Genomic DNA, 24,091 nt, shown 5'->3' with positions numbered 1-24,091 from the left:
GCGCCCGCACCCGACCGGCACCGGCTCGGTAGGCTGACGGGATGCGCCGCGTCCTCATCCTCGGGTCCACCGGTTCGATCGGCACGCAGGCGCTCGACGTCATCCGTGCCAACCCCGAACGCTTCGAAGTCGCGGGCCTCGCCGCCGGCAGCGACCGTGCCGGCGTCGAGGCGCAGGCCCGCGAGTTCGGCGTCGCGCACCTCGCCCTCGGCGCGGTCGAGGCCGAGCAGCTGGTCCGCGACGTCGAGGCCGACGTGGTGCTCAACGGCATCACCGGCTCGGTCGGGCTCGGCCCCACCATCGCCGCGCTCGAAGAGGGGCGCACCCTCGCCCTCGCCAACAAGGAGTCGCTGATCGTCGGCGGCGACCTCGTCACCGCGCTCGCGGCCCCGGGGCAGATCGTCCCCGTCGACTCCGAGCACTCGGCCATCGCGCAGGCGTTGCGCTCGGGAGAGGCGTCGGAAGTGCGTCGGCTCGTGCTCACGGCATCCGGAGGCCCCTTCCGCGGACGCTCGCGCGATCAGCTCGTCGACGTCACCCCCGCCGAGGCGCTCGCCCACCCGACGTGGGACATGGGGCGCGTTGTCACGACGAATTCCGCGACCCTCGTCAACAAGGGCCTCGAGGTGATCGAGGCGCACCTGCTGTTCGACGTCGACTACGACCGCATCGACGTCACCGTGCATCCGCAGTCGATCGTGCACTCGATGGTCGAGTTCGTCGACGGCTCGACGATCGCGCAGGCATCGCCGCCCGACATGCGCCTGCCCATCTCGCTCGGTCTCGACTGGCCGCACCGCGTCGCCGGCGTCGGAGTGCCCCTGGACTGGACCCGCGCCTCGCAGTGGACCTTCGAGCCGCTCGACGAGAAGGCCTTCGGCTCGGTCGCGCTCGCCAAGCGCGTCGGACGCGCGGGCGCGACCTACCCCGCCGTGTTCAACGCCGCGAACGAGCAGGCCGTCGACGCGTTCCACGAGGGGCGCCTCGGCTTCCTCGACATCGTCGAGCTGATCGAGCGCGTCGTCGACCGCCACGAGGCGCCGGCGCATCTCACGCGCGCCTCGCTCGCCGAGGCCGAGACCTGGGCGCGCCGCACGGCCGACGAGATCATCGCCGCGCGCTGACCCCGGGGGTGGGAGGTCCCTGAGCTTGTCGAAGGGACCGGGCGCGCGTTGGACCTTCGCGTTCGGGAGGTCCCTGAGCCTGTCGAAGGGACCGGGCGTGCATAGATCCCGGTGGCTTCGACAGGCTCAGCCACCTCGCGTTCGGGTGTGCGCTCACCCCGGTGGCTTCGACGGGCTCAGCCACCTCGCGTTCGGGCGTGCGTCGGTGCCGGTGGCTTCGACGGGCTCAGCCACCTTGCGTTCGGGCGTGCGTCGGTGCCGGGGGCTTCGACGGGCTCAGCCACCTTGCGTTCGCGCGTCCGTTTGCTCCGGTGGCTTCTACGGGCTCAGCCACCTTGCGTTCGCGCGTCCGTCGGTGCCGGTGGCTTCGACAGGCTCAGCCACCTCGCGTGCGAAGGGGGCCGCCTCGCGTTCTCAGGCGGGGAAGTCGACCGGGCGCTCGGGGTCGGACGACGGCGTGCTGTCGGCCGGATAGGGCACGGGCCACTGGGGGTCGGGAACGGCCCAGCCGGCGGCCCGGAGGGCCCGGCGGGACAGCTCGCGTGCCGAGTAGGGCGTACGCACACCGCGGATGTCGCGGTAGTCCTGGTGCCCGGGGCCGGCCCAGAGGATCGCATCGCCCTCGCCGACGAGCTTCACGGCCTCGAGGATCGCGCGCTCGGGCGGGGTGAACTCGTGGATCTCGGCATCCGGACGCGCACGACGAGCGCCTTCGACGAGCACCTCGCGGATCGTGTCGGGATTCTCGTGACGCGGGTGGTGATCGGTCACGATGAGGATGTCGCTGCCCTCGACCGCGGTGCGCCCCATGTCGTGGCGCTTCGTGGCGTCGCGGTCGCCGTCGGCACCGAAGAGCATGACGACCCGGCCCGGCGTGACGCGGCGCACGGCGGCGAGCGTCTTCTCGAAGGCGTCGGGGGAGTGACCGAAGTCGACGTACACCGCGGGACCCTCGGGCCCAGAGACGAGCTGCGTGCGACCCGGCAGCGACGCGTCGATGCGCTCGCCGTCGAGGGTGCTGAACACGTGCTCCCAGGTGTAGCCGACCTCGAGCAGCATGACGATCGCGAGGCCCGCGTTGGCGGCCATGTGCCGGCCGATCACGGGCACGACGGTGGTCAACGAGCGACCCTTGCCGTCGCTGAGGATGAACTCGGTGCCCTCCTGGCGCTCGTCGACGATCTCGACGGTCCAATCGGCGGATGCCGCGGAGGCGGCGTCTTCGGCGATGGCCGGGGTCGCGATGGTCACGACGGGGATCTCGGCCCGCGCGGCGATCTCGGCGCCCGAGGCGGAGTCGAGGCACACCACACCGCGGCGCGCGCGGTCGGGGCGGAAGAGGGGGAGCTTCGCCTCGAAGTACTCGCGCATGTCGGCGTAGTCGTCGAGGTGGTCGTGGGTGAGGTTGGTGAAGCCCGCGACGTCGAAGACGAGGCCGTCGACGCGGTGTCGGGTGAGGGCCTGGGCGCTGACCTCGACGGCGACGGCCTCGACGCCGCGTTCCCGCATGAGGGCGAGCAGGGCGTGGAACTCCGAGGCCTCGGGCGTGGTCAGTCGAGAGACGATGACCTCACCCGCGATGTGGCGCTCGGCGGTCGACGACAGTCCGGTCACGACGCCGAGCTGGCCGAGGATGCCCTCGAGCAGGTGCGAGACGCTCGTCTTGCCGTTGGTGCCAGTGGTCGCCAGCAGTTGAGGAAGCCGGTCGTCGGGGCCGGTGCCGTAGACCCAGGCCGACAGGTCGCCGAGCAGCGCGCGCGGGTCGTCGACCACGACGATGGGAAGCCCCGTGGGGGCGGCGATCTCGGCGCCCGCGTCGTCGGTGATCACGGCGACGGCGCCGCGCTCGGCGGCGGTGGCGGCGAACTCCGCGCCGTGGCGGTTGACGCCGCGGATCGCCACGAAGGCCTCGCCCGTGCGCAGATCGGCGGTGGCCAGCGTGATGCCGGTCAGGGTCGTGCCCTCGACCTCTCCCACGGTGCGCACGCCGTAGCGGCGGGCGAGCTCGGCGAGGTCGCGGCGGGGCGGACGCTCCGGTCGGAGGACGGGCGGCAGGTTCGAGGGGGCGTCGGAGGACATCCCCACCATTGTCTCATCCGGGGTCGCACAGACACCGCATCGCGGCCGCACGGGCGGTTCAAAGGCCCGCGGCGGTATCGTCGGCGGGTGACTGCGATCGCGTTCCTCATCGGCGTCGTCGTGCTCGTCGTCGGACTCGCCGTTTCGATCGCGCTGCACGAGATCGGACACCTGCTGCCCGCCAAGCTCTTCGGCGTGCGCGTGGGCCAGTACATGATCGGCTTCGGACCGACGCTGTGGTCCAAGCGGATCGGTGAGACCGAGTACGGCTTCAAGCTGCTTCCCCTGGGCGGATTCATCTCGATGGCGGGCATGTACCCGCCGGCCCCCGACGACGGCGCCCCCGAGAAGAAGCGCTCGCGCTTCTTCGCCACGATGGTGCAGGACGCCCGCGACGCGAACGCCGAGACGCTGATCGCGGCCGACGATCGCGTCTTCTACAAGCTGCCGGTCTACAAGCGCATCATCGTCATGCTCGGCGGACCGATCATGAACCTCATCCTGGCGTTCGTGCTCTCGGCCATCGCACTCAGCGGCATCGGCGTGGCCACGGCCACCACGACCGTCGCGGCGGTGTCGCAGTGCGTGATCCCGGCCAGCGACAACCGCACCGACTGCACCTCGACCGACCCCGTCGCCCCGGCCGCCGCCGCCGGCATTCAGCCTGGCGACAAGATCGTGACGGTCGACGGGACCCCGGTGTCGACGTTCGCCGAAGCCGCGGCGATCATCCAGAAGTCGCCGGGCCAGGCGCTGTCGGTCGTCATCGACCGCGCCGGCACCCAGCAGACGGTGAGTGTGACGCCGGCGCAGACCGACCGCGCCGTCACCGACGCGCAGGGCAAGGCCGTCACCGACGCGTCCGGCGCGCCCGAGTACGAGACCCTCGGTTTCGCCGGGCTCACCGCTCAGCAGACTCTGGTTCCGCAGCCGATCTGGGCCGGTCCCGAGGCGACGATCCAGCAGGTGGGCAGCGTCGCGCAGATCATGACGCAGCTTCCGGTGCGCGTCTACGACACGGCCGTCGACCTGTTCACGGGCCAGCCGCGCGACCCCAATGGTCCGCTCAGCGTCGTCGGCGCCGGGCGCCTGGCCGGCGAGTTCGCCGCCATCGACGCGCCGATCCTCGACCGCGTGGGCGCCATCATCGGTCTGCTCGCGGCGCTGAACATCGCGCTGTTCGTGTTCAACCTCATCCCGCTGCTGCCCCTCGACGGCGGTCACGTGGTCGTCGCTCTGTGGGACGGCATCAAGCGCTGGTTCGCGCGCCTGCGCGGCACGGTCGCCCGCCCGGTCGACGCGACGAAGCTGGTGCCCCTGACCTTCGTGGTGGTCGTGCTGCTGGTGGGCATGGGCGGGGTGCTGTTCCTCGCCGACGTCTTCAACCCGGTGCAGCTGCTCTAGCGTCTCGCGCCGCGGGTGGCGGGGGCTTCGACAGGCTCAGCCACCTTGGAACAGGTCCCTGAGCGTGTCGAAGGGCCGGGGAGTTCGCGGGTGGCGGGGGCTTCGACGGGCTCAGCCACCTTGGAGCGGGCCGCGGGCGAGCGGGTGGCGGGGGCTTCGACGGGCTCAGCCACCTTGGAGCAGAGGTCCCTGAGCGTGTCGAAGGGTCCGGGAGTTCGCGGGTGGCGGGGGCTTCGACGGGCTCAGCCACCTCGGCGGGGAGGTCTGCGGGTGGCGGGGGCTTCGACAGGCTCAGCCACCTTGTGCGGGGTGGCGGGGCTTCGACGGGCTCAGCCACCTCGGCGGCGGAGCCCGCGCCCGTCAGAGTGCGTGGGCGATGAGACGCTCGAGCGTGCGCATGCCGTCGCGCGACAGGATCGACTCCAGGTGCCCCTGCACGCTCGCGAAGCCGGGGCCCCGGAGCGCGTAGACGTCGCCCGTCTCGGCATCCGCGGCGATGTCGACGCCCGGGGCCGCGGCATCCGTCGCCCGTGCCGTGAACGTGTTGTAGAACCCGATCGATGCGGGCTCGCCGAACACGTCGACGCTCTTCTGCAGGCCCTGGTGGGGCTGCGCGAGCGGGGCGAGGTCGAGGCCGAGCCGGTCGGCGAGGATCTGGTGGCTGAGGCACACCGCGAGCAACGGGGCGTCGTTCGTCAGCCGCCGCGAGACCACGTGGCGCATCGCGCTCATCCGCGCGCTGTCGTCGCGCGGGTCGCCGGGACCGGGGCCGGAGACGACGAGGTCGGCGCCGTCGACGTCGGCATCCGAAGCCTCCGACCAGTGGACGATGCGGGTGTCGAGGCCGAGGTGGCGCAGCTGGTGCGCGAGCATCGTGGTGAAGCGGTCCTCGGCGTCGACCACGAGGGCGGTGCGACCGGCGAAGGGGCCGGATCCGTCGGGGTCCTGCGGATTCATCCAGAACGGCGCGAGGCGTTCGTTGCGGGATGCCAGCAGCTCGGCGATCGCGGGATCCTCGGCCAGCGGCCGACGGGCGGCGGCCGGGGCGTCGGGGTCGGCGTCGGCGGGGGCCGCGGGCGCGTCGCGGGGGATGGCGCCGATCGCGCCGAGCACGCCGGCGGCCTTGCCATGGGTCTCGCCGACCTCGCCGTAGGGGTCGGAGTGGCGCACGAGGGTGGCTCCCACCGGCACGCGCAGGCGTCCGTCGACCAGATAGGCCGTGCGGATGAGGATCGGGGCGTCGAGGTCGTGCGTGGGCCCCTCGGCGTTGCCGTTCGGGGTGAACAGGGCGGCGACGCCGGAGTAGTACCCGCGCGGCGTCGTCTCGTGGCGCGCGATCACCGTGCACGCGTTCTGCATGGGCGAGCCGGTCACGGTGGGGGCGAACATCGTCTCGCGCAGGATGTCGCGCGGGTCGAGGTCGCTGCGGCCGCGCAGCATGTACTCGGTGTGGGTCAGGCGCGACATCTCCTTGAGGTGCGGGCCCGTGATGCGTCCGCCGTCGCTGCAGACGGCGCTCATCATCTTCAGTTCCTCGTCGACGACCATGAAGAGCTCTTCGGTCTCTTTGGTCGAGCGCAGGAACTCCGCGAGGGTCTCGGCGGTCGCCCCGCCGGCGGGGTGACGGAAGGTGCCCGAGATGGGGTTCATCGTGACGATGCCGTCTTTCGCGCTCACGTGCGCCTCGGGGCTCGCGCCCACGGCGATGTGCCCGTCGGTCACGACCGCGAAGGTCCAGTAGGCGCCCTTCTCGTGCTCGAGCAGCGCGCGGAACCACGTGAGGGCGGCCACGCGCGGGTCGACGTCGACGCCGGCGACGAAGTCGCGACGGATCACGAAGTTGGCCCCCTCGCCGCGGCCGATCTCGTCGGCGATGACGCGGCGCACGATGTCGGCGTAGTCCTCGTCGGCGATGTCGAAGCCGGCGTCGTCGAGCGGCACGGGGGAGGAGGGCAGGGCGGTCATGGCCTCGGCGCGCGGCAGGGCCACCCGCTCGTCGATCACGAGGCACCGCAGCGGCGCGCCGTCGTCGTGGCAGACGAACCCGCGCTCGCGTACCTGGCGGTACGGCACGAGGGCGAGCACCTCGCGCGGCGCGCCCGACGCGTCGATCAGCGGGATGTCGGCGAGCAGCTCGACATCGACGACATCGCCGGTGAGCACCTCGACCGACTCGCCGTCACGGGCGATGAGGGCGAAGGGGGCGGATTCCGCCGCGAGGTCGGCGAGCAGGGTGGAGGGGTCGGGCCCGGTCATCGAGGTACTTCCGTCTGTGATCGTGGGTCCAAAGCGGCCGCCGGAAACAACAAGACCGCCCGGATCTCCAGGGGAGGGGCGGTCTGCGCATGCGTGCTCACCGCCTAGACGGTGGGCCACCAAGACAGGGGTGCATGCATGGCGCCGAACCTACCACAGGGGGCTCTCGGCGGCGGTTCAGGCCCCGTGCGGTGCGGGCGGCGTAGGCTGAGCCCGTGCCTGCTGTGAACCTCGGAATGCCCCGCGTGCCGGAGACCCTCGCGCCTCGTCGCAAGACCCGTCAGATCCGGGTCGGCAAGGTGCTCGTCGGTGGCGACGCCCCCGTCAGCGTCCAGTCGATGACCACGACGCCCACCACCAACATCAACGCCACGCTGCAGCAGATCGCCGAGCTCACGGCATCCGGATGCGAGATCGTGCGCGTCGCCGTTCCCTCGCAGGACGATGCCGACGTGCTGCACATCATCGCCAAGAAGAGCCAGATCCCGGTCATCGCCGACATCCACTTCCAGCCGAAGTACGTCTTCCAGGCGATCGACGCCGGATGCGGCGCGGTGCGCGTGAACCCGGGCAACATCCGCAAGTTCGACGACCAGGTCGGCGCGATCGCCAAGGCCGCGAAAGACGCCGGCGTCTCCCTCCGCATCGGCGTCAACGCCGGATCGCTCGACCGTCGCCTGCTCGAGAAGTACGGCAAGGCCACGCCCGAAGCCCTCGTCGAGAGCGCCGTGTGGGAGGCCTCGCTGTTCGAAGAGCACGACTTCCACGACTTCAAGATCTCGGTCAAGCACAACGACCCCGTCGTCATGGTGAAGGCCTACCGCATGCTCGCCGAGCGGGGGGACTGGCCCCTGCACCTCGGTGTGACCGAGGCCGGCCCCGCGTTCCAGGGCACGATCAAGAGCGCCACCGCCTTCGGCATCCTGCTGTCCGAGGGCATCGGCGACACGATCCGCGTCTCGCTGTCGGCCCCGCCGGCCGAAGAGGTCAAGGTCGGCCACCAGATCCTGCAGTCGCTGAACCTGCGCGAGCGCAAGCTCGAGATCGTCTCGTGCCCCTCGTGCGGTCGCGCCCAGGTCGACGTGTACACGCTCGCCGACGACGTGACCGAGGGTCTCAAGGACATGACCGTCCCGCTGCGCGTGGCCGTCATGGGCTGCGTCGTCAACGGACCCGGCGAGGCGCGCGACGCCGACCTGGGTGTGGCCTCCGGCAACGGCAAGGGCCAGATCTTCGTCAAGGGAGAGGTCGTCAAGACCGTTCCCGAGAGCGAGATCGTCGCGACCCTCATCGCCGAGGCGAACCGCCTCGCTGCCGAGATGGGTCCGGATGCCGCGACCGGGACGGCCCAGGTCATCACGGCCTGATTCACCCGGGCGCGACGCCCGGCCGCCGAACGCACCCGCGTCCGGGCGCGACCCCCGCGGTCCGATAGCGTCGGGATTCTCATGACCGAGACTCCCACCGCCTCCCTCGCTCGTCCCCTCATCGCCGGGGTCGTCACCGCCCTGGTCGGTTTCACCAGCACCTTCGCCGTCGTGCTGACGGGTCTTCGCTCGGTGGGCGCCTCGCCCGCGCAGGCGGCGAGCGGTCTGCTCGCGATCACCCTCGTGGTCGGCGTCGGCTGCGTGATCCTCGCGTCGCGGTATCGCATCCCGATCACCGTGGCGTGGTCGACGCCGGGTGTCGCGCTGCTCGCGGCCACCGGTGCGGTCGACGGCGGCTGGTCGGCCGTGGTGGGCGGGTTCTTCGTGTGCGCGGCGCTGATCCTGTGCACGGCGCTGTTCCCGCCGTTGGGGGCGCTCATCGCACGCATCCCGCCCTCGATCGCGCAGGCGATGCTCGCGGGGGTGCTGCTGCCGCTGTGCGTCGCGCCCTTCGTCGGCCTCGTCGACGACCCGTGGGGCGTCGCGCCGGTGCTCATCGTGTGGCTGATCGCCTCGCGGGTTCTTCCCCGATGGGCCGTGCCGCTGGCATTCGTCGCCGCGATCGTCGTGGTCGCGATCGAGCTGGCGCGGACGGGCGTGAACGCGGATGCCGCCTCCCTGCTGCCGCATCTGGAGTTCACCGCCCCGACCCTCACCCTCGGCGCCGTGGTGGGCATCGGGCTGCCCCTGTTCGTGGTGACGATGGCGTCGCAGAACGTGCCGGGCGTCGCGGTCATGCGCAGCCTCGGGTACACGATCCCGTGGCGCCCCGCGATGCTCGTCACCGGCCTCGGCTCGGCCGCGGCCGCGGGCTTCGGCGGGCACGTGATGAACCTCGGCGCGATCAGCGCGGCGATCGCCGCCGGTCCCGACTCGCACCCCGACCCGAAGAGGCGCTGGGTCGCCGGAGTGTCGGCCGGGGGCACCTATCTCGTGCTCGGCGCGCTGTCGGCGGCGTTCGCGGCGATCGTGCTGCTCGCCCCCGCGGGAGTCATTCCCGCGGTGGCCGGCGTGGCCCTGTTCGGCGCGTTCGGCTCGGCCGTGCAGCAGGCCATCGACGATCCCGGCGAGCGGGTGCCCGCCGTGGTGACCTTCCTCGTCGCGGCATCCGGGATCGCCGTCGTCGGGGTCAGCGCGGCGTTCTGGGCCCTGCTGGCGGGGCTCGTGGTGCGCACCGTGCTGCACGCGGGGCGGCGTCGCGACGCGTGAGCCGATTGACCAAGTGTGGTTGACCAATGTCGGAGGTGGGTGCGAGCCTGATCGAATGAAGACGTCGCGAGTGAAGGTGCAATACGCCAAGACGCATCTGTCCGCCCTCATCGCCTCCGTGCAACGCGGCGACGAGGTCGTCATCGCGCGGGGTGATACCCCGGCCGCGCGGCTGGTCGCCGTCGAGCCGCCGGCAGAGCGGGAGTTGGGCTTCGTGGCCTATGCGATCCCGGAGTCGTTCTCCGACCCCCTGCCCGAAGGGGAGCTCTCCGCCTGGGAGGTCGGTGCGTGAGGTATCTGCTCGATACGCACACGCTTCTCTGGGCGCTGACCGCCCCGGATCGCCTCGGCCCGGCCTCATCGACGATCCTCGCCGACCCGTCGTCGACGATCGTCGTGTCGGCGGCCTCTGCGTGGGAGATCTCGACGAAGCAGCGGATCGGCAAACTCCCGCACGCCGACGCGCTCGTCGGGGGCTACGCACGCCATCTCGATCGCCTCGGCGCGGAGAGGCTCCCGATCGATGAGACGCACGCGCTCCTCGCTGGAGCCCTGCAGTGGGACCATCGTGACCCGTTCGACCGGATGCTCGCCGCGCAGGCGATGGTGGAGTCCCTCACGCTTCTCAGCAGCGACGAGGCGTTCTCTCGGCTGGCGGGCCTCGCCGTTCAGTGGTGAGACGTGAGCGGTCGGACTTTTTCCTGTGAGCCCGAGCGCAGGGAGGTGATTCTGCCGCGAGAGCTGGTGAATGCTCGACTACTTCTGTGCTTCGTCGGAGGGCGTGACTCTCTCCGAGTGGTTTCATGAGCCCGCGGCGATCCGGCGAACGCCCGGTGCACGCCGTCGCTCTCCTTCCGATCCCCCGCACCCGAGGTGGCTCCATGTCCCGCTCGACCTCCGGACGCCCGGCCCGCACCCGAGCCGGTCTTCTCGTCGTCCTCGCCCTGACGCTGACGTCGACGGGGTCGCTGGTGCGCCGGCCGCGCGGAGGTGGCGCGCGCCGTGTTCACCGTGGAAGCCGCGCCGGGCCCGACGCCCACGCCGAGCCCGTCGTCGAGCACCGGTCCCGGTGCGGGTGCCGGCACGGGTGGGGCAGGGGCCACGCCGACCTCCGCCCCGGCCACGGGATCGCCGGCGGGTGCCCTCGCGGTCAGGGGAACGGATGCCGCGCCAGCCGGACCGGTGACGGCTGCGTTGCTATTGCTGGGCGGCGGGGCGACCCTGATGGCCGTTCGCCGGGCGCGGACCGCACGACGGACCGGCTCGCGTCGATAGAGGAGCGACGGAGGGGGCCGAAGCGCGATGGCGAATCGGTCCCCTCCGTTCGTGATCGCACGTGACGCGCGAGCACGGCCGTCTCGAGAGCGACGGAGCCGTCACCTTTTCGTTATCAAAACCGCCGCGTCGGTCGTGAACCGATCGACGGATCGTGGACATTACAGAGTGTGGATGACGACGACGCCGGGCTGTGGACCCGGGTGCGCCAAGGCGACGAGCTCGCGCTCGCCGCGCTGTTCGATCGGTACGACGCGCGGCTGTTCCGACACGCGTCGCGCCTGCTGACCCATCGGGAGGACGCGAAAGACGCCGTGACCGTGGCGTTCTTCGAGCTGTGGCGCAAGCGCGCCTCGGTGCGTCTGGTCGACGGGTCGCCCCTGCCGTGGCTGCTGACGACGGTCGCCCACTGCGCGCGGAACCTCGAGCGCTCGAGCAAAAGGTATCGCGCCCTGCTCGATCGCGCACCGGTCGCGGCGACCGCGACGTCGGGACACGACGACAGCGGAGTGCTCTCGGCGCTCAAGCGGTTGCCCGAGCGCGAACAGGCGGTCGTGGTGCTGTCGGTGCTGGAGGGCTACCCCGAGCGCGAGATCGCTCAGGCACTCGGCATTCCGGCCGGAACGGTGAAGTCGCGGCTGTCCCGCGCGAAGGCGAAGTTGCGCGACGAGCTCGCGCTGGAAGGGGTCCGGGCATGAACGACCAGCTGACACCCGACGAGCGCGCCGCCCTGCGCGCCCGCATCGTGGGCGGAGCCCGCGACATCAAGCCCGCGGGTGCCCACCGCGGCGCCTGGATCGCCGGATCCGTCGCGGCCCTGCTCGTGGTCGCGCTCGCCGGGGGAGTGGCGGCCACGACGACGCTCAGCGCACCGCCGATCGCGAACACCCCGTCGCCCAGCCCCACGGCCACCGTGGCGCCGGTGCCGACCCCGACGGCCTCGCCGACTCCGACCCCGACGGCGCCGCCCGCTCGGATCGTGGCACAACCCGCGTCGCGCTTCTCGTTCGGCTGCGCCGACGTGGCTCCATTCGTCGCGTCGTTCTTCGGTGGGGAGGTGCCCGAGATCGCTTCCACGATTCCGCGTCTCACGGGGAACGCCTGGCTGCCCGGGCCGATGCAGGACTCCTTCGAGCAGGCGGGCGCGCTCTACTGCGAGTTCGGTGAGCTCAACGGGCGCTCGGCGGAGGTTTCGATCGTTCCCGACGCCGAGGGCGTCGTGGAGCATCATCGTGCCGTGCTCGGCGACACCTGTAGCGCCGAGTTCCCGTGCGAACTCATCGAGGGCGCCTTCCTCTCCGTCGTGGGAACCTCGGATGGCGAGGTCGGGCGAACGCCCGAGGACGACGCGCTGAGCGCGGTCGCGGCCTCGCAGATCGGCGATCTCATCCGCGCGTCTCCGCCATCCGCCTCGCGATGGGTCCCGCCGACCGGGTCGAGGGCGCTCCCGGGTGAGTGCGCGACGGTCCTTCCTCCGGAACGGTTGGGACCGATCGTCGGCATCCCCGACCTCAAATCCGTCGAAGACGGGTGGGGAGGATGGAGCGTGCAGGCATGGATGCTCGACGGCTACTGGGACGCACCTCTCTGCCACTACTACCCCGCGAGTGCCACGAACGATCTCGACACGGAGTCGGTTCGCGTGACCTGGCTGCCGGGCGGCGAGTGGGCCTTCGACGCCGCGGTCACCGGCCAGCCGATTTCGGCGACCGGCGGGCGAACGACCGACGCCGCGCGACTCAGCGATGGGCCGCTGGGCGGGGGCACCGTCTACTACGCGGACGTTCTAGTCGACGGGAACTGGGTGCGCGTCGCCCTGCCCTGGTCCATGACGGAGGATGATCGTCCCGCGGCGGTGAAGAGCATCGCCGAGCTGCTCTTCGAGGGCGTCTACGGCTGAGGCCTAGACTCGTCTCTCGTGGTCACCCGTCTGTCGAACTACTTCCTCCGCACGCTCCGCGAAGATCCCTCGGATGCCGAGGTCACGAGCCACCGCCTGCTCGTGCGCGCCGGTTACATCCGTCGCAACGCCCCGGGCGTCTTCGCGTGGCTCCCTCTGGGTCTGAGGGTCAAGGCCAAGATCGAGGCCGTCGTCCGCGAGGAGATGGCGAACGCCGGAGCGTTCGAGGTGCACTTCCCGGCGCTGCTGCCCCGCGAACCGTACGAGGTCACGGGACGCTGGGAGGAGTACGGCGACGCGCTGTTCCGCCTGCAGGACCGCAAGGGCGCCGACTACCTTCTCGCGCCCACGCACGAGGAGATGTTCACCCTGCTGGTGAAGGACCTGTACTCGTCGTACAAGGACCTGCCGCTGACGATCTACCAGATCCAGGACAAGTACCGCGACGAGGCGCGTCCCCGCGCCGGCCTCCTGCGCGGCCGCGAGTTCACGATGAAGGACGCGTACTCGTTCGACGCGACGGATGCCGGTCTCGACGCCTCGTACCAGGCTCAGCGCGACGCTTACGAGCGCATCTTCACCCGCCTGGGTCTCGAGTACGTGATCGTCGCCGCCGACGCCGGCGCGATGGGCGGGTCGAAGTCGGAGGAGTTCCTGCACCCGACCCCGATCGGCGAAGACACCTTCGTGCGCTCGGCCGGCGGGTACGCGGCGAACGTCGAGGCCTTCACGACCGTCGTTCCCAAGTCGCTGCCGATCGAGGGTCAGCCCGAGGCCGTGATCTTCGACTCTCCGAACACCCCGACGATCGCGACCCTCGTCGACCACGCGAACGCGCACCTCGAAGCCCCCGCGCCCGGTATCGCGGGCCCGGCCACCGCCGACGCCACCCAGTGGACGGCCGCGCACACGCTCAAGAACGTCGTGCTCGCCCTGACGCACCTCGACGGCACGCGCGAGCTCGTCGTCGTGGGCCTTCCCGGCGACCGCGACGTCGACGACAAGCGCGTCGAGGTCGCCTTCGCCCCCGCCGAGGTCGAAGCGGCCACCGAGGCCGACTTCGCCAGGAACCCGCTGCTGGTCAAGGGCTACATCGGCCCCTGGTCGCCGACCGGTCCGGTGCTGGGCGAGGAGTCGGCGACGAACATCCGCTACGTGCTCGACCCCCGCGTGGTCGACGGCACGGCGTGGATCACGGGCGCCAACATCGACCAGAAGCACGTGCACTCGCTCGTCGCCGGCCGCGACTTCGTCGGCGACGGCGTCGTCGAGGTCTCGACCGTGCGCGCGGGCGACCCCGCCCCCGACGGCTCCGGCCCGGTGGAGCTGGCCCGCGGCATGGAGATCGGCCACGTCTTCCAGCTCGGCCGCAAGTACGCCGAGGCTCTCGGGCTCAAGGTGCTCGACGAGAACGGCAAGCTCGCCACCGTCACGATGGGCTCGTACGGCATCGGCGTCACCCGCATCCTCGCGATCATCGCCGAGCTCAACAACGACGCCAAGGGCCTCATCTGGCCGGAGTCCGTCGCCCCGTTCGACGTGCACGTGGTCGCGACCGGCCGCGACGCCGTGGCGTTCGAGCTCGCGGCATCCGTCTCCGACCAGCTCGAGGCAGCCGGCCTCGACGTGCTCTACGACGACCGCCCCAAGGTGTCGCCCGGCGTGAAGTTCGGCGACGCCGAGCTCGTCGGCATCCCGCGCATCCTCATCGTGGGTCGCGGCGCCGCCGAGGGTCAGGTCGAGCTCTGGGACCGCCGCACGGGGGTGCGCGACACGGTGTCGACGGCGGATGCCGTGGCGGCGCTGACCCGCTGAGCCTTCGCCCCGCCCCTCATCGCGAGACTGCATCTCGCTGACGACACTGTTGCAGGTCGCAACCGACTCGTCAGCGAGATGCAGTCTCGCGGTCTTCGACGCGGCAGCCGGGGCGGGTGGTCAAGAGGCCCTGGGCACGCGCGGACGACTCGGTAGCGTGGATGCCATGATCGCCGCACCCCGTCTGTCGCTGAGCGACGGCTCCACCATCCCGCAGCTCGGCGTCGGCACGTACAAGGTGCCCGCAGAGGTCACCGCCGGTCTCGTCGAGGGCGCGCTCGCCGCCGGATACCGCCACATCGACACGGCTGCGCTCTACGGCAACGAGACGGAGGTCGGCCAGGGGCTGCGCGCCTCGGGCCTCGAGCGCGACGAGGTGTTCGTCACCACGAAGGTGTGGAACGACGACCAGGGGTTCGATGAGACGCTGCGAGCCTTCGACGCCAGCGCCGCGAAGCTCGGTCTCGACCGGGTCGACCTGTACCTCATCCACTGGCCGATCCCCAGCGCCGACCGCTACGTGGACACCTGGAAGGCGCTCCAGCGCCTGCAGCAGGAGGGACGGGCGACCTCGATCGGCGTCAGCAACTTCTCGGTCGTGCACCTCGAGCGCCTGCGCGACGAGACCGGGCTGCTGCCGGCGGTGAACCAGGTCGAGCTGCACCCGCGCTTCCCGCAGAACGAGCTGGTCGACTGGCACGTCGCGAACGGCATCGTGACCGAGTCGTGGGCGCCGCTCGCGCGCGGCGGCCTGCTCGACGAGCCCGTGCTCGCCCGCATCGCCGAGAAATACGGCAAGACGCCGGCCCAGGTCGTCGTCCGCTGGCACCTCGATCGCGACCTCGTGGTGTTCCCGAAGTCGGTGTCGCTCGACCGCATCCGCGAGAACGGCGACGTCTTCGACTTCACGCTCGACGACGACGACCGCGCCGTCATCGCCACCCTCGACACGGGCGAGCGCACGGGCCGCAACCCCGACCTCGACTGAGGCCCGAGCTCAGGCGTCGAGCCGCGCGTAGCGCGCGCGGAAGACCGTGAAGACGCCGTACGCGAGGAATCCCACACCGACGAGGCAGGCGAGCAGAGGACCGGCGGGCAGCGCCACGACAGCGGCGGTCGCTCCGTCGAGCCCGCCCGCCGTGTCGGGCTCGACGGTGACGGCGGCGACGACCACCAGCACACCCACGATCAACAGGGCCACGCCCTTCGTGACGAATCCGACGACACCGAGCACCGTGAGGGCGAAGCCGCCGGGGCCCGCGGGCGTGCGCACCTTGGAGTGGAACGACCGGCGCAGGCCCATCCAGACGAAGCCGACGCCGACCGCGCCCACCGCGAGACCGACCACGCCGAGCACGAATCCGCCGATCGGCCAGGTCAGCATGCCCTGGCTGAGGTCTTCGGCCGCCTGCTCGGCGCGCGGGCGGGCGCCCAGGGCGACGGATGCCGACACGAGCCCGATCGCGACGAAGACGAGGCCCTGCGGGGCCTCGGTGAAGATCCGGCCGATGCGGCGCCACACCGAGAGGTGACGCGGCGCGAACGCCTGCAGCAGGTGCCAGGCGCCGAGGGCCACGAGTCCGACGGCCAGTGCCCACAGCGCGGCGGCCCCGAGCGGCGCGGCGGCGACCGCGCGGAACGCCCCGGTCTGATCGCTGTCCTCCTTCGCACCGAGGCCGACCGCGATCACCAGGCCGCCGATGAGCAGGTGCAGGATGCCGTTGGCCGCATACCCCGCGCGCGCGGCGACACGGAACGCGGGGTTGGCCTCCGCATCTCGAGCGGCGGCGCGGGCGGGGGTGGACACCATCGAACCGTACGTGGTGCGGCGCCCCGGTCCGCACCGGTTGCGCGGAGCGGCTCCTGCGATGCTTGACCCTGACACCGTGTGAGGGGGGATAACGGAGAGCATGTTGTCCATCGGAGCGTTCGCGCAGATCGGCCAGGTGACCCACCGGATGCTCCGGCACTGGGACACGGCGGGTCTGCTCGTGCCCGCGCACGTGGACGAGTTCAGCGGCTACCGCTCCTACGACCCGTCGCAGCTCGAGAGGCTGCACCGGATCGTGGCTCTGCGCCAGCTCGGTTTCGGCCTCGACGACGTCGCCCTCATCCTCGATCAGGGGGTGGATGCCGACCGCATCGCCGGTCTGCTGCACGCGCGTCGCGCAGAGGTCGAGCGAGAGCACCGGATCGCAGCCGCTCGACTCGTCGACGTGGAGCGGCGTCTCCATCTGATCGAAAGAGAGAAGCGCATGCGCGAGATCGAGACCATCAACAAGCCCCTCCCCGCCGTCCGCCTGGCGGCCCGGCGCGCGATCGCCCCCTCGTCGGCGGCGGTCGCCGACATCGTCGGTCCGGCCTTCGACGAGGTCGCGGCGGTCATCGGCGGCGTCGCCGGCGCACTCGAGACCCCGATCGCGCAGTACACCGCGGTCGAGGACGGGCTCGAGATCGTCGCGGGGTACGTGTACGGCGGAGCGGCGCGCGAGGGGTTCGACCTCGTCGACCTGCCCGCTGTTGATCAGGCGGTCTGCGGCATCCACCTGGGCCCCATGGACGGGATCTCCGAGAGCTGGCAGTCGATCCACTCCCAGATCCTCGCCCGGGGATTCGTTCCCGCGGGTCCGTGCCGCGAGCTGTACGTGCGGGCCGAGTCCGACGATCAATCCGACTGGGTGACCGAGCTGCAGCAGCCGGTCGCGACCGCCTGACCGTACGGCGCCGGGCGCGGCACGGTGCCCGGTAGCGCACGCGGAGGCCGCCCGGCGGGTCGCGCGGCGATGCTTATCATTGCCTGATGCCCGCGACCCGCCGACCGCACCTGCGCCGGTGGAACGCCCTCCCGGCGCTCGTGCGCAACGCGCCGCCGCGGGTGCTGCTGCTGGTCGGGGCGATCGTGGTGGCCCTGGGCGTGCTCATCGTCTCGCGCCCGCTCACCTCCCTCGTACTGCTCGGCGTCTACGTCGGCGCGAGCGCCGTGGTCATGGGCATCGTCGAGCTCGTGGGGCGTCCCGCGGGCTGGTGGCAGCGCGCGGTCTCGGCCGCGTGGATCGTCGCCGGGCTCGCGGTGCTCGTCTGGCTCGGCCGCAGCCTCGAGCTCCTTCCGCCCGTGCTCGCGGTGCTCCTGGTGATCGGTGGTCTCGCCTCGGTGGGGCGCGCCACCGGCGCGGGTCCCGCGAGCGCGCGCATCCTCGCGCTCGCGTGGGGCGTCGCACAGATCGCTTTCGGACTGCTGTCGTTCACCTGGCCCGACGTCACGGTGCTGGTGCTGGCGGTCGTCTTCGGTGTGCGCACGGTCGTCTTCGGCCTGGGCGTGTTCTGGCGCGGGGTCGTCGGCATGCGGCGTCCGCGGCAGCGGAAGGAGCCCTTCGACGCGCAGCGCGCGGTGCGCCGACGGGTGATCCGGTCCCGCTGGGCCGCGGCCGGCCGCTACGCCCTGTCTCTCGTGCTCGTGGCGACGGCGGCGGGCGGATGGTGGCTCAACGACTGGCTCGACGACGGCGCCCCGGTGGTCGATGCGTTCTACGACCCGCCCGCGCAGGTGCCGAGCGGGCATGGTCGCCTCATCCGGTCCGACGCCTATCTCGGCCGACTCCCCGAGAACGGCGACGTCTCGCGCATCCTGTACACCACGCGCGACGCGCTCGATCGTCCGGCCGTGGCCAGCGCGCTCGTCATCATGCCCAAGAACCCACCCGCCGGCCCCCGACCCGTCATCGTGTGGAACCACGGAACCACCGGGGTGGCCCAGGGCTGCGCGCCGAGCCTGCGAGACGCCTCGGCGACGAAGTGGTCGATCCCGGCCCTCGAACAGGCGCTCAAAGCGGGGTGGGTGGTCGTGGCATCCGACTTCTCCGGCCAGGGCGCACCGGGGGCGTATCCCTACTTGATCGGCGAGGGCGAGGCCCGCTCGTCGCTCGACGCAGTGCTCGCGACCGCCGAACTGCGCACCAACCTGACCCTCTCGCCCGACACCGTCGTGTGGGGTCACTCCCAGGGCGGTCACGCGGCGCTGTGGACCACCGCGATCGCGAAGGACTACGCGCCCGGCCTCGACGTGCTCGGCACCGCGGTGGTCGCCCCCGTCGCCGATCCGCCCGCGCTCGCCGAGGAGCTCTTGTCGGGTCCGCCCAACGCGATGCTGTCGGTGATCACGTCGTGGGTGCTGGTGCCCTATTCCGAGACGTACCCCGATGTGCGCCTCGACGACTACATCGCCGAAGGTTCGCGATCGATCGTGCTCGAGATGACGCAGCGCTGCCCGAGCGAGCCCGGCGTGGTCGTGTCGGTTCTCGCCGCCCTCGGGGTGTCGGAGGACAGGCCGCTCTACAGCGCCGACCTCACCGACGGAGCACTCGGCGAGCGACTGGCCGAGAACGCGATGACCGCCCCATTGGGCACGCCCATGCTGGTGGCCTGGGGCGCCGATGACGAGGTGATCCCGCCGAAGCTGCAGCGCGACTACGTCGCGAAGCTCTGCGCCGAGGGTCAGGACGTGCGCTGGGCGACCTACGCGGGCTACGACCACCTGCGCCCGATCCTGCCCAAATCGCGTTTCCTGCCCGTGCTCTACGACTGGACGAAGAAGCTGATCGAGCGCAAAGACCAGGTGATCGACGGCTGCGGCCTGCGCTGACACGCGTCCCGTTCAATACGGCGCCGGAGTGAAGATCGTGTGTCGTTCCCGTTCCGCGTTGGCGCGAGGGGGCCGTACTCATTACGGTCGGAGAATGCCCGAGAACACCGCTGAGCTGCGCCCCACTCACCCGCTCGCGATCGCGCCGGTCGTCGCCCCCGCGGCATCCGTCGACGGCTTCGCGAAGCAGTTCCTGCAGAACCTCAACTTCGACCAGGGCGTCACGCTGTCGAACTCCGACGTCAACGACCAGTACCTCGCCCTGGCGTACACGGTGCGCGACTACCTCATGGCGCGCTGGTTCGACGATCGCGCGCAGCAGAAGGCCCAGCAGAACAAGACCGTCTGCTATCTCTCGGCCGAGTACCTGCTGGGACGCCAGCTCGACAACAACCTCCTCGCCGCGCGACTGACCGACATCGCGACCGAGGCGCTCGCGCAGTGCGGCATCGACATCGACGACCTGCGCCAGGTCGAGATCGAGCCCGGACTCGGCAACGGCGGCCTCGGTCGCCTCGCGGCCTGCTTCATCGACTCGCTCGCGACGATGAGCATCCCCACCATCGGTTACGGCATCCGCTACGAGTACGGCATCTTCCGCCAGGCCTTCAACGAGGGGCAGCAGGTCGAGCAGCCCGACGCGTGGCTGCGCATGGGCTCGCCGTGGGACTTCGCCCACCCCGAGGCCGCACAGACGATCTCGTTCGCCGGCACCACCGAGACCTACGACGACGAGGGCGTCGAGCGCACGCGCTGGGTACCCGAGTGGAACGTGCTCGCCGTGCCGTACAACATGATGGTCCCGGGCTACCACAACGGTCGCGTGAACACCCTGCGCCTGTGGCGCGCGGTCGCCACGAACGCCTTCGACCTGCACACCTTCAACTCCGGCGACTACGTCGAGTCGGTGCGCGCGCAGACCTTCGCCGAGAACATCTCGAAGGTGCTCTACCCCGAGGACTCCACGCCCCAGGGCAAGGAGCTGCGCCTGCAGCAGCAGTACTTCTTCGTCGCGGCATCCATCGCCGACTTCATCGAGAACGTGCTGCCCGACGATTTCGAGATCGAGAAGCTCCCCGAGCGCGTGATCTTCCAGCTCAACGACACCCACCCGGTCATCGGGGTGCCCGAGCTGATGCGCGTGCTCGTCGACGAGAAGAAGCTCGAGTGGGATGCCGCGTGGGCGATCACGCAGAAGTGCTTCGCGTACACCTGCCACACGCTGCTGCCCGAGGCGCTCGAGGTCTGGTCGGTCGACCTGCTCGGTCACCTGCTGCCGCGTCACCTCGAGATCATCTACCGCATCAACGACGAGTTCCTGCTCGAGGTGCGCGAGCGCTTCGGCGACGACGAGATGCTCATCCGCAACATGTCGATCATCGGCGAGCACCCCTCGCGCTCCGTGCGCATGGCCTACCTCGCGACGGTCGCCGGGTCGAAGGTCAACGGCGTCGCCGAGCTGCACTCGCAGCTGCTGCGCGACAACGTGCTGAAGGACTTCGCCACCATGTGGCCCGACAAGTTCACCAACGTCACCAACGGCGTGACCCCGCGCCGCTTCCTGCGCCTGGCCAACCCCGACCTGTCGAGCCTGATCACCGAGGCCCTCGGCGCCGGATGGACCGTCGACCTCGAACGCCTGCGGGGCCTCGAGGCCCTCGCCGACGACGCCGACTTCCGCGAGCGCTTCGCCGCGGTGAAGGCCTCGAACAAGCGTCGCCTCAGCAGCGTGCTCGAGGCCCGCGGAGAGGCGCCTCTCGACGACGGTCACATGCTCGACGTCATGATCAAGCGCCTGCACGAGTACAAGCGCCAGACGCTCAAGGTGCTGCACATCGTCAGCACCTACGAGGGCATCGTCTCGGGACGCCTCGACGTCGACGAGGTGCAGGCGCGCACGTTCCTCTTCGGCGCGAAGGCCGCGCCCGGCTACGGCATGGCCAAGCGCATCATCCACCTCATCAACGCCGTCGGCGAGGTGGTCAGCGCCGACGAGCGGGTCAAGGGCAAGCTCAAGGTGGTCTACCCGGCCAACTACAACGTGACCCTGGCCGAGCGCATCATCCCCGCCGCCGACCTGTCGGAGCAGATCTCGCTCGCCGGCAAAGAGGCCTCGGGCACGGGCAACATGAAGCTCGCCCTCAACGGCGCCCTCACCATCGGCACCGACGACGGCGCGAACGTCGAGATCCGCAAGCTCGTCGGGGACGACAACTTCTTCCTCTTCGGCATGAGCGAGCCCGAGGTCGAGGAGCTGTGGGCCGAGGGCTACCGCCCCGCCGACTTCTACCAGAAGGACGAACGGCTGCGCAGCGCGATCGACCTCATCGCCTCGGGGGCCTTCTCGGGCGGCGACCGCACCGTGTTCGAGCCGCTCGTGTCGAACCTGCTGTACGAGGACCGCTTCATGGCGCTCGCCGACTTTTCGGCGTACCTCGACGCCCAGGACCGGGTCGACGCGGCCTACGCCGACCAGGACGGCTGGGTGCGCTCGGCCATCCTCAACGTCGCGCGCAGCGGCTACTTCTCGTCCGACCGCGCCATGCGCGACTACCTCGACCGCATCTGGCACGCCACCCCGGTGAGCTGACGCGGTTTCCGGATGCCGCGACCCGGGCGCTCGCCCGAGGTCGCGGCATCCGTCGTTCCGTCGCCGGATCGCCGGTCGGTGACGGGCGCGGTGCGTGCACAACGCCGGAGATCCGGATGCCGCGCCGCCCGCGCACCCCTTTATCGCGCGTGCATCACCGCGCGCGGCGCCGTCATCTCCTGCGTTGTGCACGCGCGCTGGCGGAAAGGCTGCGAAGGCTGGCCGACCGGCGACGGCGTCGAGGGGCGACCTGCGCGAGAGTGGAAGCCTCTCGACCCCGGAGGTCCCGTGCGCATCAGCGACTTCGCCGTTCCCGACACCCTCGCCGCCCGTGGGGCCCTCTCGCTCGCGCGGCAGTACCAGTCGCCCGCGATCACCGCGCACGCGCTGCGGTCGTGGCTGTGGGCCGAGGCGTTCGCCGAGGTGGACGGCATCCCCAACGTCGACCACGAGCTGCTGTACGTCGCCGCGGTGCTGCACGACATCGGCACCGTCGGCGCGTTCGACAACCACACGCTGTCGTACGAACACGCGGGCGGGCACGTCGGCGTGGCGCTCACCGCGGGCGCGGGGTGGGAGCAGCCCCGCCGCGAGCGCGTGCTCGAGGTGATCGTGCGGCACAACTGGCCGCGCGTGGATCCGGCGATGGATGCCGAGGGGCACCTGCTCGAGATCGCGACGGGCCTCGACATCTCGGGCGCCCGCCCCGACGCGCTGCCCGAGGACTTCCGCCGCGAGGTGCTCGCCGCCCACCCGCGTGGAGCCCTCGCTGCGGAGTTCGGCGCGTGCGTGCTCGATCAGGCCGCCCGCAAGCCCGACACCGCCGCCCGACGACTCGTCGACGGGGGAGTGGTGGCCAAGCTCGCCGCAAATCCGCTCGAAACCCTCTGATCCCCGACGTCGCGGCATCCGGGATCGCCCACCGAGATGCGAGGGGCCGGACATCCCGGGTATCGTAGGAGGGTTGTCGGCGCCGGTCGTGCCGACGAAAGCTGAACAACGGAGGGCCTTGTGGACATCGATCTCGCACTACTCAAGACGATCGAACGCGAGAAGGAGATCCCCTTCGACGAACTCGCGCGCATCATCGAGCAGGCGATCCTGACGGCTTACGCCAAGCACATCTCGCCGACCGGTGAGATCCCCACGGGAGCGCGCGCCACCCTCGACCGCAAGACCGGTCACGTCGGCATCTTCACCCCCGTCACCGACGAAGAGGGCGCGATCGTCGGCGAAGAGGAGCAGGCCCCCGACGACTTCGGTCGCATCGCCGCCTTCGCCGCCAAGCAGGTCATCAGCCAGCGTCTGCGCGACATCGCCGACGACGCCGTGCTGGGCGAGTTCCGCGGCAAAGAGGGCGACATCGTCGCCGGCGTCGTGCAGCAGGGTCCCAACCCGCGCATGGTGCACGTCGACCTCGGCACCGTCGAGGCCATCCTCCCGCCCGAGGAGCAGGTTCCCGGCGAGACCTACGCCCACGGCTCGCGTCTGCGCGTCTACGTGACCAGCGTCTCCAAGGGCAACAAGGGTCCGCAGATCACCGTCTCGCGCACCCACCCCGGACTCGTGCGCAAGCTGTTCGCCCTCGAGGTGCCCGAGATCGCCGCAGGACTCGTCGAGATCGTCTCCCTCGCCCGCGAGGCGGGGCACCGCTCGAAGATCGCCGTCAAGGCGAACGACCCGACAGTGAACGCCAAGGGTGCCTGCATTGGAGAGCTCGGACGCCGCGTGCGCGCCGTCACCGAAGAGCTCGCCGGCGAGAAGATCGACATCATCGACTACGACGCCGAACTGCCGCGCTTCGTCGCCAACGCCCTGTCGCCCGCCAAGGTGACTTCGTCGTTCGTGCTCGACGCCTCGACCAAGGCCGTGCGTGCCCTCGTTCCCGACTACCAGCTGTCGCTCGCGATCGGCAAGGAGGGCCAGAACGCCCGCCTGGCCGCCAAGCTCACCGGTGCGAAGATCGACATCCAGCCCGACAGCATCCTCGAAGACAACTGAGCGTCCGATCGTCCCCACGATCGCGAGGTGTAGGATGGAACCCGTACGAACGTGCGTCGGATGCCGCGCACGTGCCCCCCGATCCTCGCTTCTGCGTGTGGTCGCGGACGGATCCGTCCTCGTCGCAGACGAGCGGGCGGTTCTTCCCGGTCGGGGCGCGTGGGTGCACGAGACGGACGCGTGTGTGAGCAAAGCGCTCGCACGTCGCGCCTTCGTACGAGCATTGCGTGTGTCAGGCCCGCTTGACACGCAGACCTTCGAATCACACCACCAGCGAAAAGGCTGAACGGCTATGGACACGAAGTGAACGGCTCGAAATGAGACCCGTCCGCAACTAGCGGTCTGCCCTGTCCGGGGTAGGCCCTCAGACAG

General features: G+C 70.8%; 19 protein-coding genes. 16 read left to right on the top strand and 3 right to left on the bottom strand.

Annotation, left to right across the window (positions count from 1 at the left end):
• Positions 1 to 41 precede the first annotated feature (41 nt).
• Positions 42 to 1,124, top strand: coding sequence for a 1-deoxy-D-xylulose-5-phosphate reductoisomerase (dxr, locus tag ABXS86_RS05460; protein ID WP_353665873.1), 1,083 nt, complete (start codon positions 42 to 44; stop codon positions 1,122 to 1,124).
• 414 nt (positions 1,125 to 1,538) lie between these two features.
• Here the strand turns inward: dxr and ABXS86_RS05455 are convergent, their stop codons facing one another.
• Entirely contained in the window at positions 1,539 to 3,203 is a 1,665-nt protein-coding gene (locus ABXS86_RS05455; RefSeq protein WP_353665872.1) for a Mur ligase family protein, read from the bottom strand.
• Positions 3,204 to 3,290: 87 nt separating this feature from the next.
• Here ABXS86_RS05455 and ABXS86_RS05450 point away from each other — a divergent pair, with 87 nt between their 5' ends.
• Positions 3,291 to 4,607, top strand: a complete 1,317-nt coding sequence (locus ABXS86_RS05450; RefSeq protein WP_353665871.1) for a M50 family metallopeptidase — start codon at positions 3,291 to 3,293, stop codon at positions 4,605 to 4,607.
• Positions 4,608 to 4,967: 360 nt separating this feature from the next.
• On the opposite strand, the gene ABXS86_RS05445 is transcribed toward ABXS86_RS05450, so the two are convergent.
• Positions 4,968 to 6,863 carry an anthranilate synthase family protein gene (locus ABXS86_RS05445; protein ID WP_353665870.1) on the bottom strand — a complete coding sequence of 632 codons (1,896 nt, stop codon included), beginning with the start codon at positions 6,861 to 6,863 and terminating at the stop codon, positions 4,968 to 4,970.
• Between the two features lie 236 nt (positions 6,864 to 7,099).
• On the opposite strand from ABXS86_RS05445, the gene ispG reads away from it, so the two are divergent.
• The 8 genes from ispG to ABXS86_RS05405 all read left to right on the top strand — a co-directional run bounded on the left by ispG (position 7,100) and on the right by ABXS86_RS05405 (position 15,477).
• A complete protein-coding gene (ispG, locus tag ABXS86_RS05440) occupies positions 7,100 to 8,230 on the top strand; it encodes a flavodoxin-dependent (E)-4-hydroxy-3-methylbut-2-enyl-diphosphate synthase (RefSeq protein ID WP_144831737.1) in 1,131 nt (376 codons plus the stop codon).
• Positions 8,231 to 8,311: 81 nt separating this feature from the next.
• Positions 8,312 to 9,499: a benzoate/H(+) symporter BenE family transporter gene (locus ABXS86_RS05435; protein ID WP_353665869.1), complete on the top strand. Its 1,188-nt coding sequence runs from the start codon at positions 8,312 to 8,314 to the stop codon at positions 9,497 to 9,499.
• Between the two features lie 55 nt (positions 9,500 to 9,554).
• Positions 9,555 to 9,791: a type II toxin-antitoxin system Phd/YefM family antitoxin gene (locus tag ABXS86_RS05430; protein ID WP_353665868.1), complete on the top strand. Its 237-nt coding sequence runs from the start codon at positions 9,555 to 9,557 to the stop codon at positions 9,789 to 9,791.
• Positions 9,788 to 10,177: a type II toxin-antitoxin system VapC family toxin gene (locus tag ABXS86_RS05425; protein WP_307209993.1), complete on the top strand. Its 390-nt coding sequence runs from the start codon at positions 9,788 to 9,790 to the stop codon at positions 10,175 to 10,177. The genes ABXS86_RS05430 and ABXS86_RS05425 overlap by 4 nt, the downstream gene beginning before the upstream one ends.
• Before the next feature lie 767 nt (positions 10,178 to 10,944).
• Positions 10,945 to 11,472 carry an RNA polymerase sigma factor gene (locus ABXS86_RS05420; protein WP_307209995.1) on the top strand — a complete coding sequence of 176 codons (528 nt, stop codon included), beginning with the start codon at positions 10,945 to 10,947 and terminating at the stop codon, positions 11,470 to 11,472.
• On the top strand, positions 11,469 to 12,674 hold the full coding sequence (locus ABXS86_RS05415) for a hypothetical protein (protein WP_307209997.1): 1,206 nt from the start codon (positions 11,469 to 11,471) through the stop codon (positions 12,672 to 12,674). The genes ABXS86_RS05420 and ABXS86_RS05415 overlap by 4 nt, the downstream gene beginning before the upstream one ends.
• A gap of 18 nt (positions 12,675 to 12,692) precedes the next feature.
• Entirely contained in the window at positions 12,693 to 14,489 is a 1,797-nt protein-coding gene (locus tag ABXS86_RS05410; RefSeq protein ID WP_307209998.1) for a proline--tRNA ligase, read from the top strand.
• 166 nt (positions 14,490 to 14,655) lie between these two features.
• Positions 14,656 to 15,477, top strand: coding sequence for an aldo/keto reductase (locus tag ABXS86_RS05405; RefSeq protein WP_353665867.1), 822 nt, complete (start codon positions 14,656 to 14,658; stop codon positions 15,475 to 15,477).
• A 9-nt stretch (positions 15,478 to 15,486) separates the two neighbouring features.
• On the opposite strand, the gene ABXS86_RS05400 is transcribed toward ABXS86_RS05405, so the two are convergent.
• A complete protein-coding gene (locus tag ABXS86_RS05400; protein WP_353665866.1) occupies positions 15,487 to 16,296 on the bottom strand; it encodes a DUF1206 domain-containing protein in 810 nt (269 codons plus the stop codon).
• A 103-nt stretch (positions 16,297 to 16,399) separates the two neighbouring features.
• Between ABXS86_RS05400 and ABXS86_RS05395 the strand changes: the two genes are divergently transcribed.
• The 6 genes from ABXS86_RS05395 to ABXS86_RS05370 all read left to right on the top strand — a co-directional run bounded on the left by ABXS86_RS05395 (position 16,400) and on the right by ABXS86_RS05370 (position 24,005).
• Complete coding sequence (locus ABXS86_RS05395; protein WP_353665865.1) at positions 16,400 to 17,203, top strand: MerR family transcriptional regulator; 804 nt, start codon at positions 16,400 to 16,402, stop codon at positions 17,201 to 17,203.
• 86 nt (positions 17,204 to 17,289) lie between these two features.
• Entirely contained in the window at positions 17,290 to 19,128 is a 1,839-nt protein-coding gene (locus ABXS86_RS05390; RefSeq protein WP_353665864.1) for a lipase family protein, read from the top strand.
• A gap of 94 nt (positions 19,129 to 19,222) precedes the next feature.
• Positions 19,223 to 21,718 (top strand): glycogen/starch/alpha-glucan phosphorylase, encoded by a 2,496-nt coding sequence (locus ABXS86_RS05385; protein WP_353665863.1) that lies wholly within the window; start codon positions 19,223 to 19,225, stop codon positions 21,716 to 21,718.
• Positions 21,719 to 22,006: 288 nt separating this feature from the next.
• Complete coding sequence (locus ABXS86_RS05380; protein WP_353665862.1) at positions 22,007 to 22,609, top strand: HD domain-containing protein; 603 nt, start codon at positions 22,007 to 22,009, stop codon at positions 22,607 to 22,609.
• A 120-nt stretch (positions 22,610 to 22,729) separates the two neighbouring features.
• Entirely contained in the window at positions 22,730 to 23,719 is a 990-nt protein-coding gene (gene nusA, locus ABXS86_RS05375; protein WP_251504087.1) for a transcription termination factor NusA, read from the top strand.
• A 34-nt stretch (positions 23,720 to 23,753) separates the two neighbouring features.
• Complete coding sequence (locus ABXS86_RS05370; RefSeq protein ID WP_074694212.1) at positions 23,754 to 24,005, top strand: YlxR family protein; 252 nt, start codon at positions 23,754 to 23,756, stop codon at positions 24,003 to 24,005.
• The last annotated feature ends 86 nt before the right edge of the window (positions 24,006 to 24,091 follow it).

The sequence above is a fragment of the Microbacterium sp. che218 genome, assembly GCF_040436305.1.
GTDB lineage: Bacteria > Actinomycetota > Actinomycetes > Actinomycetales > Microbacteriaceae > Microbacterium > Microbacterium algihabitans.
This window is presented reverse-complemented; position numbering and strand designations above follow the sequence as displayed.